Here is a 13,411-nt window from a genome sequence, read left to right as displayed (position 1 = left end):
GGTAGCAGTCAGCGACCACTGTGATCAACGCGTTTTCGGAGCGTTTGCGGCGCTGCAACAGCCACTCTGGAAAGTAGGTGCCTGAGCGTAGCTTGGGGATCGCCACGTCGATGGTGCCGACCCTGGTATCCAGGGGCCGGTGGCGATACCCAGGGTTAAGGGTCAAAATGTGTGTCCGGAATCGCGGATTTTCACGGATTGACCTGTAGGTTTCCGGAAAGTATATGCTCCGGAAGCATATATCTAGCCCCCGACGGGAAATCCTCGGTGTGGCAGCCGTGATGTGCTATGCGCGGCGTGGTGTGGTGTCGCAATGTCGAAGAACCAACCACGCTGCCACTGCGGCGGTGAAATGAAACGCAACGGCACCACCAGCAAAGGCACCACCAGATGGCGCTGCAAACAATGCGGCGCCTCCAGCGTCAAACGTCGAAACGACATCACCAACGCGGCAGTGTTCACCCAGTTCATCGAGCATTGCACCACCGCAATATCACTCGACGACCTAGCCAAACGAAACGGTGTTAGCCGCGCCACCATGAAGCGGCGCTTCAAGTGGTGCTGGCTCGTTGATGTGCCTGACCCCACCGCCGGCCACCACAAGCGGATCTACGACCAGGTATTTCTCGATGGCACCTACACCGCCGGTGGCTGCCTGATCGTCGCGGCGACCATCGACCACGTGATCGCCTGGCACTGGTGCAAACACGAAACCACCCGCGACTACCAACTGCTGCTTGAACGCATCGAAGCCCCACTCATCGCCGTCATCGACGGCGGCCAAGGCGCATACAGCGCAATCAAAAAGTGCTGGCCGACTACGAAAATTCAACGCTGCCTCGTCCACGCCCAACGCGTGGTCCGCCGCTACACCACCACCAACCCACGCACCGATGCCGGGCGCACCATCTACCGACTTGCGCTGAAACTGCCCCGGATCACCACACTGGATGAAGCCGCCGCGTGGGGTGTGCAACTGCACGAGTTTTCAACGATCTACCGGGAATGGATGAACGAGAAAACCATGATCAAAGACCCCAAAACAGGTGCATGGACCCGCGTGTGGACCCACCACAACGTGCGCAAGGCCTACAACAGCCTCAACCATCTTTGGCGGTCCGAGATGCTGTTTGTCTACCTCAACCCGCCAGCAGGAGTCCTTGCGCCCGAGCGGATCAAATCCACCACCAACAGCTTAGAAGGCGGCATCAACGCCCAGCTCAAACTGCTCGCCAGAACCCACCGCGGCAGATCAGGCGAACGACAACGCCGCATGCTGGATTGGTGGCTCTACTTAAAAACGGAACTGCCTGACGATCCAGTACGAATCGCCAGGCAGTCCGACTGGGGCCAGGGCCAACTCGCCAAAGTATCCACCCTGACCCAAACCGAGAACCAAGCCGACCACGAAACAGGACGCCCAGCCCTCTACGACAACGCTATCGACACCGACTACACCCACTCAATCGGCATTCAAAAAGGCCAAATCTAACCCCCGCGACACGCCGAGCCAGACACACATTTTGACCCTTAACCCTTTAATGGATATAATTAGACCCATGTTGATTTCAGGTACCGCTTTCTTGCGGTTGCGCACCAACCGCTAAGGCGGTTTCCTACCCCGTAGGTTAAAAACCGCTCCGGTCCTTTAGCCGGGCGGCTATTTGTCATGCCCGGCTCCCTTTCAAATCCAAGGAGCACACCTGATGTCTGCATACGGACACGGCCGTCACGAGCATGGCCAAAATTTTCTCACCAACCACAAGATCATCAACTCCATCATCGACCTTGTGAAACAAACCTCCGGCCCCATCATTGAGATCGGACCAGGAAGCGGTGCCCTCACTCACCCGATGGCCCACTTGGGGAGGGCGATAACGGCAGTTGAAGTGGACGCAAAACTAGCTGCCAAAATCACACAAGAAACCTCCTCGGCGGCGGTCGAAGTGGTCCATGATGATTTCCTTAACTTCCGGTTACCCGCCACTCCCTGCGTCATTGTGGGAAACATTCCCTTTCACCTCACCACTGCCATTCTTCGAAAGTTGCTGCATGCGCCAGCATGGACTGACGCTGTACTCCTCATGCAGTGGGAAGTCGCTCGCCGCCGGGCCGGGGTAGGCGCAAGCACGATGATGACGGCTCAGTGGTCCCCATGGTTCACATTTCACCTGGGTTCTCGGGTACCAAGGCCTGCTTTCCGGCCACAGCCAAACGTTGACGGGGGGATCTTAGTGATCCGCCGGGTGGGTGACCCGAAGATTCCGATAGAGCAGCGCAAAGCCTTTCAGGCGATGGTGCACACCGTTTTCACTGCCCGGGGACGCGGGATAGGGGAAATTCTCCGAAGGGCAGGGTTGTTTTCATCACGTTCAGAAACACAATCATGGTTGCGCTCGCGAGGAATCGACCCCGCGACCCTACCTCCCAGATTGCACACCAACGACTGGATCGATCTCTTCCAGGTGACTGGTTCCTCTCTACCTCACCATCGACCCATTTCACCATCGGGAAGTAGTCAACGACCTCCTCAACGGAAAAACCGAAGCCGGCGGCGTTAATCCCCACCAAAACCGAAATCCACCAGTAGTACTAAAAGGGCTCTTCCGGTTTTAGAGTGCATTGATTAGTTCGCCGGGGGTTTGGGCGTGGCACAAGATATTGGGGTCCTTGGCTTTGTAGGAAAAAGGTATCTAATCCATCCGTACAAAACTAAGGACCTACTGTGCAGCCTAACGGAAATGTCATCGTCGATACCATCTGCCGCACCGCAAAACTAGGAACTACTATCACCGGTGCCACAGAAAACGGGCTCTTCATAATTGGGGGTGTAGTTGGGGTCTGAATCCGCCGGTTTCGAGGAGGCAGCGGGTGATGTAGTGGGTGAGGTTACGGAACCCGAGGGCGGAGCCGCGTAGGTGTTCGAGGCGTCCGTTGATGGCTTCGGTAGGGCCATTGGAGGTGTGGGGGTGGTCGAAGTAAGCCAGGATGTCCCCGGCTCGGCGTTTGAGTGTCCTGCCCAGCGTGATGAGCTCGGTCAGACCCCTCGGTACACGCGTGGAGGTCAGGGTGTTGATTTCGGCTTCCATCAGGGCCTTACCCGCGTCCGTGTCGGGCGCGCGGTAGGCGTCGATGATGTTCTGGTAGGCGCTCCAAGTGACCTCGAGCGCGACGTGCTCCTCACCGGAAAACAGGTTGAGTAGTTGGTGCTGCTGGCGTGGCGTGAGCAGGCATGAGCGGGTGTGTAACATCCTGCGGGCCTTGTACAGGGGGTCGGTGGCACGCCCGCGCCGGTGGTGGAGTTCTTGCTGAATGCGTCTGCGACACTCATCCAAGGCGTTGCCAGCCAGGTGCACGACGTGGAAGGGGTCCATGACCGCCCTCGCGCCGGGGAGTTCTTCAGTGGCTGCGCTTTTGAACCCGGTGAATCCATCCATCGCGACGATCTCGATGCGGCTTCGCCACGTGTCGGGGCGGGAGGCCAGCCAGGTTTTGAAGACCTGCTTGGAGCGACCCGGGACCATGTCCAAGAGTCGGGAGGGGCCGCTGCGTTCTCGGATGGGTGTCAAGTCCAAGATAACGGTGACGTATTTGTCTCCGTAGGGGGTGTGGCGCCACACGTGTTCATCCACCCCGATGACACGCACGCCATCGAACCGAGTTGGATCATTGATCAGTAGACGCTGGCCTTCACCCAGGACAGCGGTGTTGGCGGTATTCCAGGACACACCGAGGGCCTGGGAGATACGCGCCACCGTCAAATGATGAACGACCAGCCCAGTGAGCGCCCAGCGCACCGCCGCACGCGAGAGCTTGGCGCGCGGATCGGCCGCTTGGCTCATATCTTGACGCCACACATGGGCGCACTCCTGGCACCGGTAGCGGCGCACGCTCACGTGCAAGATCGTGGGGCGCCACCCGTAAGGCTCGTGCGCCAAGCGCCTGATCACCGTGTCACGCGACTCGCCCTGGCATCCGCAGCGTCGACACCACCGGTCCTCACCAGCAATCCGGCAAGCCAACACTGCATGGTCTGGCCACATGCGCTGGCCCGTCACTTCCAGGCCCAGGTCATCCAGGCGCGTGAACGCGCTCAGGTCAGGGCGATCAAAGATAGTATTGGCCATGTCGAGGTCTTTCAGATGGACGGTGTAGCAATCTCCATCATCGGAAGACCTCGACCCCTACCCGGCCACGACACGCCCAACCCCGCCCACAACACCTACACCCTCAAATGCGAAGAGCCCTTTTAGGTACTTGCTTTCCTAAAACTGATGTGATACAATGATTTAATCCAGAAAAGGAGTAAAAAATATGCGGCAAGGTATTCTTAAATAAAACTATAATCAAATAGTGGGAACAAAGGATTATGATAGCTCCTTTTGTAGGGGCTTAGTTTTTTGTACCCAATTTAAGAATACTTTTGCCTTATCAATTTTGACATATCCCCAAAAACAGCAATCACAAACAGGTGTATGCTGTATATGTGTATGTCCGCAACTTATAATCCCCAGCGGTAAAAGTATTAGCCGCTGGGGATTTTTGCGCCCATTCGGGCCTTGTATGGAGGATAGACATGAACATTATCAATATCGGGATTCTTGCCCATGTAGACGCTGGAAAGACGACCTTGACGGAGAGTCTGCTATATGCCAGTGGAGCCATTTCAGAACCGGGGAGCGTCGAAAAAGGGACAACGAGGACGGACACCTTGTTTTTGGAGCGGCAGCGTGGGATTACCATTCAAGCGGCAGTCACTTCCTTCCAGTGGCACAGATGTAAAGTTAACATTGTGGATACGCCCGGCCACATGGATTTTTTGGCGGAGGTGTACCGCTCTTTGGCTGTTTTAGATGGGGCCATCTTGGTGATCTCCGCTAAAGATGGCGTGCAGGCCCAGACCCGTATTCTGTTCCATGCCCTGCGGAAAATGAACATTCCCACCGTTATCTTTATCAACAAGATCGACCAGGCTGGCGTTGATTTGCAGAGCGTGGTTCAGTCTGTTCGGGATAAGCTCTCCGCCGATATTATCATCAAGCAGACGGTGTCGCTGTCCCCGGAAATAGTCCTGGAGGAAAATACCGACATAGAAGCATGGGATGCGGTCATCGAAAATAACGATGCATTATTGGAAAAGTATATCGCAGGAGAACCAATCAGCCAGGAAAAACTTGCGCGGGAGGAACAGCGGCGGGTTCAAGAAGTCTCCCTGTTTCCGGTCTATCATGGCAGCGCCAAAAAGGGCCTTGGCATTCAACCGTTGATGGATGCGGTGACAGGACTGTTCCAACCGATTGGGGAACAGGGGAGCGCCACCCTATGCGGCAGCGTTTTCAAGGTTGAGTACACCGATTGCGGCCAGCGGCGTGTCTATCTGCGGCTATACAGCGGAACGCTGCGCCTGCGGGATACGGTGGCTCTGGCCGGGAGAGAAAAGCTGAAAATCACAGAGATGCGTATTCCATCCAAAGGGGAAATTGTTCGGACAGACACCGCTTATCCGGGTGAAATTGTTATCCTTCCCAGCGACAGCGTGAGGTTAAACGATGTATTAGGGGACCCAACCCGGCTCCCTCGTAAAAGGTGGCGTGAGGACCCCCTCCCCATGCTGCGGACGTCGATTGCGCCGAAAACGGCAGCGCAAAGAGAACGGCTGCTGGACGCTCTTACGCAACTTGCGGATACTGACCCGCTTTTGCGCTGCGAGGTGGATTCCATCACCCATGAGATCATTCTTTCTTTTTTGGGCCGGGTGCAGTTGGAGGTTGTTTCCGCTTTGCTGTCGGAAAAATACAAGCTTGAAACAGTGGTAAAGGAACCCACCGTCATTTATATGGAGCGGCCGCTCAAAGCAGCCAGCCACACCATCCATATCGAGGTGCCGCCCAACCCGTTTTGGGCATCCATCGGACTGTCTGTTACACCACTCCCGCTTGGCTCCGGTGTACAATACGAGAGCCGGGTTTCGCTGGGATACTTGAACCAGAGTTTTCAAAACGCTGTCAGGGATGGTATCCGTTACGGGCTGGAGCAGGGCTTGTTCGGCTGGAACGTAACGGACTGTAAGATTTGCTTTGAATACGGGCTTTATTACAGTCCGGTCAGCACGCCGGCGGACTTCCGCTCATTGGCCCCGATTGTATTGGAACAGGCATTGAAGGAATCAGGGACGCAACTGCTGGAACCTTATCTCTCCTTCACCCTCTATGCGCCCCGGGAATATCTTTCCAGGGCTTATCATGATGCACCGAAATACTGTGCCACCATCGAAACGGTCCAGGTAAAAAAGGATGAAGTTGTCTTTACTGGCGAGATTCCCGCCCGCTGTATACAGGCATACCGTACTGATCTGGCCTTTTACACCAACGGGCAGAGCGTATGCCTTACAGAACTGAAAGGGTATCAGGCCGCTGTCGGCAAGCCAGTCATCCAGCCCCGCCGTCCAAACAGCCGCCTGGACAAGGTGCGCCATATGTTCAGTAAGATCACTGGTTGATTTCCGATCCCAACCGAACACATTGAGCTGACGGCACGCTCCCGCAGTTAACCGAACGCCCCCGAGGTCCTATCCGGGCCCCGGGGGCGGCATTTTCCCAGTTGAAGGAATGGTGGAGATGTGTTTCGATGGGTCCGGTGGCCATGCTCCGCCCGCCGCCCGGCACCTCTTCCCAGACTCAGCCGGACGGTCGGTCCGTCTATTCCGTTTTTCTCCTAGGCTAGGCCAGCGGGGCATCGCCCCTCTCTGCGCGCGCCCTCTCGATGAGCCCCGGCGTCAGGTCGAGATCGCCGAGCGGCACGTCCTCCACGCCGTAGGCGTCCAGCAGCGCCGCCGCGTCCTCCCCGAGCATCGCCCTGAAGGCGCGCGCGGGCGTCGCGAAGCCGAGCGCGCCGCGGGGCTCGGAGTTCACGTGCGACATGGCCAGCGCCAGGTCGGCCGGGGCGAGCCGGTCGAACCTGATTCCGGCGCCCTTGGGCAGCAGCTTCCTGATCTCGACGTGGTTGCGCTCGCAGGCGCCCTTCTGGTCGCTGCGCCTGGGGTCGCAGTAGAACAGCCTCGTCTCGCCCGGCCCCTCGCCGAGCAGCGCCGCGATCGCCGCCTCGTCGGAGAACTCGGCGCCGTTGTCGGTGAGGACGGCGCGGAACACGCGGCGCGTCCCGTCGGCGCCGAGGATGGCCCGGACGCCCTCCAGGGCGTCCGCGACGCACCCGGCGGTCTTCTCCTCCAGCGGCAGCGCGAGCTGGAGCCTGCTGGGGCGGTGCAGCAGCGTGAGCAGGCAGGCGGAGTCCTCCCGGGCCCCCTCGACGGTGTCCATCTCCCAGGCCGCGGCGCACGCGTCCTCCCCGAGGGCGAGGAACGCGGCATGCGACCTGCGGGCGGAGTGGCGGGTCGCCGCCCGGCCCGCGGCGCGCTTCCTCGGCCTGTAGCCGACCTTGCGCCTGAGCTCCATGTTGGTCATGCCGTCGTAGCCCGCCGAGACCCAGCGGTAGATGGTCGACGGCGACAGGTCCACCGGGCCGCCGTTGCGCGCCGCCATCTGCTCGGGCGACAGCCCCCGGCGCAGGCAGTCCCTTATCGCCTCCAGCCTGGCCGCCGCGGCGGGCTCGTCGGCGTCTATCCCGCGCCTGGACGAGACGAGGACCGAGTCGGCGCACAGCTGCGCGGCCCGGGCCTCGTAGAAGACGTGGGGGCGGCGCTTGCAGCCGATCGCGCGGTACCGGCCGCACCCGTTGCAGCAGCGCGGCCACGCCGCCAGGCGCGGGCAGGCCGCCGACAGGTCGGCGGAGGCGTCCACGCGCTCGCCGCGCCTGGCCTTCGGCGCCGTCACGAACCTGTGCGACGCCACCTCGGCGCTCACCGTCGAGGGCGACCTGCCCAGCTCCCTCGCGATCTCCCTGCACGACGCCCTGCGCTCCAGCATCCTCTGGACCGTGTCCCGCTCGTGCCTCGTGAGCCTTCCGTAGGCCCTCGGGACCGCCCTTGCGGAGCCGCTCTTCTTCTTTCCGGACATGCCGTCCTCCGATCTCCCGGGGCCGGCCGATCCGGCCCTCAGGGTATCGGGTTCCCACATTCATCCGCACATGTGCGGATGAATGTGGGAGGTGTTCGGATAAAGTTGATAATCAAGGTGAAGTCTCCAGCTCCAGCTACATGGATGTGTTCTATCCGAAGTACCAGGTGACCTGGGATATGATGAACGTTGCCGGTCCGAACAGCATGTTCATGCACTGCCTGCCCGCCAACCGTGGCGAGGAAGTCGTCGACGAGGTCATGGACGATCCCGAGCGCTCCCTGTGCTGGGTCGAGGCCGAGAACCGCAAGCACTCCATTCGCGCCATCCTGGCCACTCTGTGCCCCCAGAGCGAGCCCGACGAGCAGAAGGCTGCGGCATACCGCGCCACCATCAATGAGCGCATGGCCGCTCTCGGTAAGCACGGTCTGTAAGACGTACCAGGTCGGGCGAGCTACGGCTCGCCCGCCTTCGCAGGAGATGGGCGACCTCATGGCCATCGGCGAGGAGAACTGCAAGGTCTCCGACGACAACCGAGTGCATCAAGGGCGCCGACTTCATCTACACCGACGTGTGGTATGGCCTGTACGATGCTTTCTGATGGGCGGCAGCAGATGCTTGTCTCTTGCTGCCCATCATCTGCGCCACTGCGCGTAGGCACTGGCGCCCTGTCTGAAGTTAAACAGACCTTTCGAGTGTGCACGAAGTGATTGCGCCAACAACGAAGCCCCAACCTGCTCGCTAACTCATGGGCAAGCCACCTGAGACTACTCATTTCCCCTACTAGCAATGAAGGCCTGCAACCTGCAGTTTTGCAAACTGCTTGAAAGGCGCCTGCGTTGATTCACTTCCTATTGCAGCTGGCGGCTCGCACACGAAAAGGCACTTGAGTTTCAAAGCGGGCGTTTTCGTCGATATCGAGCCTCCAAAGGCGGCTCTCCGTGCCCCTTGGGACAAAAATAAAAACTCAATACTCTGAGTTTGAAAATGGTTTTTGAAGTTGTCCCAGCTTTTGTCCCCGAAGCCGATGAAACACGACATAGTGTTACTTGGCGGCACTCGGTTTGAGACGGCATCGAAAACTGAGGACAACTGGAATGTCGGGACAGTAAAACTGAAGCCATCGAGTGGGAGTAGGCCGATAGGGTTCTGACCTGCGATTTTGAGTGCCGCACTGTGCCGCTGAGTTTCGTTTCGTACGAGAGTCATGACAAAGCCACCAGCGACGGAGATGAGTAAAAGCGATTAAAGAGCCTCCGTTCCCTGCGTTGGGACGGAGGCTCTTTCTTTGCCGTTTTACTCCCTTGTCTCCGTTCGGGGATTATTTCTTGCTCATTTAGGGCTATTCGCGCTGAAAGATTTTGACTAGCTTGGTGTCCTTTATTTCGTAGACAATGTCTGCGACGTTCTCGACCAGCCTCTTATCGTGGGAGACGAACACTATCGTTCCGGCATAGGCGCTCATCATCTGCTCGAGGGCTTCGGCGCTCTTGATGTCCAGGTAATTTCCAGGCTCGTCCATGAGCAAGATGTTGTATCTGCCCAGCAGCATCTTCGCGAGTAGCAGCTTGATGACTTCGCCTCCCGAGAGAACGCCAACGTCCTTTGTCAGGTCGCGCGGTCCGATTCCCATAGAGGCGAGGATGCCTCGAATTTCGGTCATGCTGTACTCGCAACCATCCTGCATGAACGAGATCGCAGACTGACGGGCGTCGAACTTGTAGCCTGTTTGCTCGAAGTAACCGATCTCTGCCTTGGGAGAGATGTTGATACCGTCGGCGCGTCGAGCGATTGCCTTCAGCAGGCTGGTCTTTCCTGTACCGTTGCCACCGGTGATGGCCACTTTGGCACCGAGCGGTATCTCGAATTTCGCGTGGTCATAGAGCATGCAGTTGCCGAAGCTCAAGCTGAAATCGTCTGCCGAGATGGGAAATTTACTATGCAGTTCCAGGGCCTTGCTCTGGCGGAACCGCACGGCGCGAATGCTATCTGGGGCCTCAATCCCTTCGAGCGCTTCGAGGCGCTTCTCCATGTCCTTAGCCGCCTGGTACATCCTCTTCTGTTTGGTGCCGGTTGCTTTCTGATGCCCCAATCGACCTGCATACTCGTTGCTTTTTTTCGCAGCCTTCCGCTTGGCGTCGACCTGCCGTGCTTTTTTCCGTTGTTTTTCGATGGCGGCTTCGAGGCGATCGCGCTCGCGCATCGCCTCTTCGTATCGAGTCGCCTGAGCTTTGCGCTCTTCTTCTTTCTGTCGCAGATAGTCGGAGTAGTCACCCCAGAATTCGGAAATACCGCCGTCTTTGAGCTCCCAGATCTTGTCTACCACCTGGTCGAGAAAATGACGGTCATGGCTCACGATGAGCAGAGCCCCATCAAATGCCTTGAGTTGTCCGACGAGAAGGCGGATGCCGTCTTGGTCGAGGTGGCTCGTAGGCTCGTCGGCGAAGATCGCGCTTGCATGCTGGGAGAGTGCAGAGGCAATCTTGGCGCGTGTTTCCTCCCCGCCGCTCATCGTCTCCTGCGCCACTCCGGCGACGTTGAGACGGGAGAGCATCTCACCACTGTCCTGAGCCGCATCAAGGTCGAGTTCATCGAGTTGGCCGATGAGGGCAATGCTGCCGAAGCGCCTGACGTCGGCGTCCGCAATGGTAAGATTGCCGCTCAGAATTTTAAGCAGGCTGGTTTTGCCTGCGCCATTGTCTCCCACCAAGCCGATGCGATCGTAGGAGTAGATTTCCAACTCTTCGATATCTAGGATATCGCGGCCGGCATATTCCAAAAAGATGTCTTTAGCTTTGACTATGAGTTCCATAGGTTGAACCGCCTTTTGTGTATTAGCGTTTTACTGGAAGCGCAGCCATGCCAAAAAAGATTGCTCACGTCGATTTTTCGCCTTTGCCCAATTGCCGGCGCGAGCGTTTTGACCTTGCGCAAGCCGGCAAATCCGAAAATGATAGTTGGCGACGAATAAGGAGCGCGATGCGGAATGTCGGTGCAATACCTCGTCGTCGCAAGGGCTTGAAGGCTGACGCTTGAACCGATGGCTGCTGCCTCTTTTTTTCGAATACTTGGGCTATTGAATCTGCCCGGTATCTCTTTTCCCCGCGTTTCGGACGCTCGGAGCAAGCAGCATAGCCATCGCAAGCAGTACCATGGTCGCTCCAGAGCCGACGAACCATAACGGAGCTCCAAGCAGATCCGCAAAAACGGAGGGGGCTGCGAGGCCCATGGGCATGGCCCACGCCATGATGGTTCCGTAGAGGCCGAAAACGCGGCCTAGGTACTCAGGAGGTATCTGCTCCTGCATAAGGGCAGTCTGGGTTCCCGCGTACAACGGGGAGCATGCGCCCATAAGAAAGCTCACCGGCAGGAAAGCAGCGAACAATGACGGGCCGAGCGATCCGGATACGATTGCGGCAATGCCGAAGCCGGCAATCGCGGCGACCATGGTGAACGACCTATTGCGGAACCCTCCCGTGGCCGCCAAAATGCCGGACCCAGCCAGCATGCCTGCAGAAAAAAGGATTTCCACCAAAGCGGCATCCCCCGTGCTACCGCCAAAATGCCCCAAGGTCATTATTGGGAACAATGCCGCGAGCGGAGAGAACGCGAAAGCGAAGACGAACCCGCACCAAAGAAGGGCGAACAGCCCCCTGTACTCCCTAATCAGCTTGTAGCCGTCCGAAATCTCAGAGAAGAGCTCTCGAACCTTATTGGAAAAGGACAAGCTGCGGTCGGCTTCATCGAGGCCCCCTGCGTCTATCTGTGCGGCGAGGACGGCTAAAGAAGCGAAAAGCGCTCCCAGCACGTCGAGGACAATCATAGCGGTAATGCCCGCCACGGGATAAATCACTGCTGCAAGCGCGGCGCCAAGAATGTATCCGCCGGACTGAATCGCCTGAGTCACCCCCGATAGGCGAACGAGATGCTCTGGCGGGGCGAGATGGGGCGTGAGAGATTGGGAGGCTGGCGTGTAGAACGAAGTACCAACTGCACGGAGAAACAGGGCGATGAGAATTAGCCATGCAGGTAAGCTGCCGGCCAACGAGGCAATCGCCAAGGCGGCACCCACCGCGGCAATGAAGAGGTCGGCGCCGATGAGGACACGTTTCAAAGGCAGTCTGTCGACAACGGCGCCCGCAAGGATTCCGAACAAAGCAATCGGCAGAAAGCCTGCCAGCGATGCTAAGGAGAGGAGAGAAGACGACCCTGTCGTGAGGGCGAGATGCCAAATAAGACCCATTTGGAGAATCGAACTCGTCAATGTCGAAACGAGCTCCCCGCCCCATACGAAACAAAGCTTGAATTGCCATGAATGGCACAGCAGAACAGACCTGCCCCGAGAGGTTTCAAATATCATGGTTATGTCCAATCGTGAAATGGCGTGCAGAAAAACAGCGCGACGCCACAACAGCGCCGCTTTCTAGGCGCTCATCCACGTGCGGAAAAGACCAACCACGACACCCCTCCTTTGTTAATTCGGTCTGGCAAACCATGTAATATGTAATATTAACGAGGCTTGAGTTTGCCTGTCAAGAATCGAGCATCGGTAAGGGCAATCCTCTCTGGCCATTCGATTCCTTTTGTATCTTTGGTTGCATAGGTGACCCGCCAGGGCTATTACGCGTGGAAGAGGCGCCTGCCGAGCTGGCCGATGAGGCGCTGAAGATGGCCCTGGTCAGGCGAAACGATCCCAAGGGATGCGTACATCATTCGGATAGTAAGAATGTTGCCAGCAGGTTTTGCGGCAACCGCAAAGGAGCCGTATCCTGCAGCTGGAATCACGTTGCAGCATCCTGACCCGCATTCCGATTGGCGGACGGCCCGCTTCGGCATCCTGACCAGCACAGCGATCGAGCCTTGTCATTCCTTGGATATGCCGGTTGCTCGGGGCGGTCCCGACGGAGGCCCTCGCCTCCCCGGTCCGTGACCCAAGAAGGGCAAGCATGCTGATCTGCATGGCTGGTTCCTCCTTTATGTAGACGACCATGCAAAGAAGGGACAACCGAGGAGGCAGGTTACTGATGCGGGCTCCCGCACGCCCATGACTACCCGACGGGCTGTTTTTCATCTCCGATGCCCGCATTGCAGCATGAACGAATGTGCCTCGACATCTCTGCTGGCATGGTACGACTGGGATCGCACCTCGACGCATCCTTGCGCATACTGCCTTCCAAGTTTCGAAACCGGGAAGGAAAGTGTATGTGAGCGACGATATCGGCGCCGATTCGACGCTCGAGAGGGAGATTGCGCCGATTCTATCCATCGGGGATGCATTCCCGAAGATTCTCATCACTCGCACGAGGCATGAGCCCCATACCCGGGAGGGCGTGCTCGTGCTGAATTTCGCGAGGTGGCTGCTTGGCGGGTCAAGTCCTGTGGAGTGGTGTAATCGTTTT

The 13,411-nt window shown here is 58.0% G+C and carries 9 protein-coding genes and 2 pseudogenes; 6 read left to right on the top strand and 5 right to left on the bottom strand.

Features of this window, described 5'->3' with window-relative positions; translation table 11 throughout:
• Positions 1-163: pseudogene (locus HMPREF2749_RS09155) on the bottom strand (transposase); the annotation flags it as partial.
• 150 nt (positions 164-313) lie between these two features.
• Between HMPREF2749_RS09155 and HMPREF2749_RS07440 the strand changes: the two are divergent.
• From HMPREF2749_RS07440 to erm, 3 genes are all read left to right on the top strand, one after another.
• Positions 314-1,492, top strand: coding sequence for an IS256-like element IS1249 family transposase (locus tag HMPREF2749_RS07440; RefSeq protein WP_070593945.1), 1,179 nt, complete (start codon positions 314-316; stop codon positions 1,490-1,492).
• A 49-nt stretch (positions 1,493-1,541) separates the two neighbouring features.
• Positions 1,542-1,607: an erythromycin resistance leader peptide gene (locus tag HMPREF2749_RS09510; RefSeq protein ID WP_071569110.1), complete on the top strand. Its 66-nt coding sequence runs from the start codon at positions 1,542-1,544 to the stop codon at positions 1,605-1,607.
• A gap of 99 nt (positions 1,608-1,706) precedes the next feature.
• On the top strand, positions 1,707-2,561 hold the full coding sequence (erm, locus tag HMPREF2749_RS07435) for a 23S ribosomal RNA methyltransferase Erm (RefSeq protein WP_016459102.1): 855 nt from the start codon (positions 1,707-1,709) through the stop codon (positions 2,559-2,561).
• A gap of 255 nt (positions 2,562-2,816) precedes the next feature.
• Here the strand turns inward: erm and HMPREF2749_RS07430 are convergent, their stop codons facing one another.
• The gene (locus tag HMPREF2749_RS07430) at positions 2,817-4,127 is read right to left on the bottom strand and encodes an ISL3 family transposase (RefSeq protein ID WP_049353248.1); all 1,311 of its coding nucleotides are present in this window, start codon (positions 4,125-4,127) and stop codon (positions 2,817-2,819) included.
• A gap of 449 nt (positions 4,128-4,576) precedes the next feature.
• Here HMPREF2749_RS07430 and tet(W) point away from each other — a divergent pair, with 449 nt between their 5' ends.
• Entirely contained in the window at positions 4,577-6,499 is a 1,923-nt protein-coding gene (gene tet(W) / locus HMPREF2749_RS07425; RefSeq protein ID WP_070593944.1) for a tetracycline resistance ribosomal protection protein Tet(W), read from the top strand.
• 220 nt (positions 6,500-6,719) lie between these two features.
• On the opposite strand, the gene HMPREF2749_RS07420 is transcribed toward tet(W), so the two are convergent.
• Entirely contained in the window at positions 6,720-8,012 is a 1,293-nt protein-coding gene (locus HMPREF2749_RS07420) for an IS30 family transposase (RefSeq protein ID WP_005987407.1), read from the bottom strand.
• Positions 8,013-8,158: 146 nt separating this feature from the next.
• Between HMPREF2749_RS07420 and HMPREF2749_RS07415 the strand changes: the two genes are divergently transcribed.
• Complete coding sequence (locus HMPREF2749_RS07415; RefSeq protein WP_204371245.1) at positions 8,159-8,446, top strand: Rossmann-fold NAD(P)-binding domain-containing protein; 288 nt, start codon at positions 8,159-8,161, stop codon at positions 8,444-8,446.
• A gap of 908 nt (positions 8,447-9,354) precedes the next feature.
• Here the strand turns inward: HMPREF2749_RS07415 and abc-f are convergent.
• Both abc-f and HMPREF2749_RS07405 read right to left on the bottom strand, forming a co-directional pair.
• A complete protein-coding gene (gene abc-f / locus HMPREF2749_RS07410; RefSeq protein ID WP_005987409.1) occupies positions 9,355-10,824 on the bottom strand; it encodes a ribosomal protection-like ABC-F family protein in 1,470 nt (489 codons plus the stop codon).
• Between the two features lie 261 nt (positions 10,825-11,085).
• Positions 11,086-12,372: an MFS transporter gene (locus tag HMPREF2749_RS07405; RefSeq protein WP_005987410.1), complete on the bottom strand. Its 1,287-nt coding sequence runs from the start codon at positions 12,370-12,372 to the stop codon at positions 11,086-11,088.
• 844 nt (positions 12,373-13,216) lie between these two features.
• Here HMPREF2749_RS07405 and HMPREF2749_RS09340 point away from each other — a divergent pair.
• Positions 13,217-13,411, top strand: a pseudogene (locus HMPREF2749_RS09340) (hypothetical protein); the annotation flags it as partial.

The organism is Rothia sp. HMSC075F09, from assembly GCF_001810515.1.
GTDB lineage: Bacteria > Actinomycetota > Actinomycetes > Actinomycetales > Micrococcaceae > Rothia.
The sequence above is the reverse complement of the archived record's forward strand: the minus strand, read 5'-3'. Positions and strand labels throughout refer to the sequence as shown.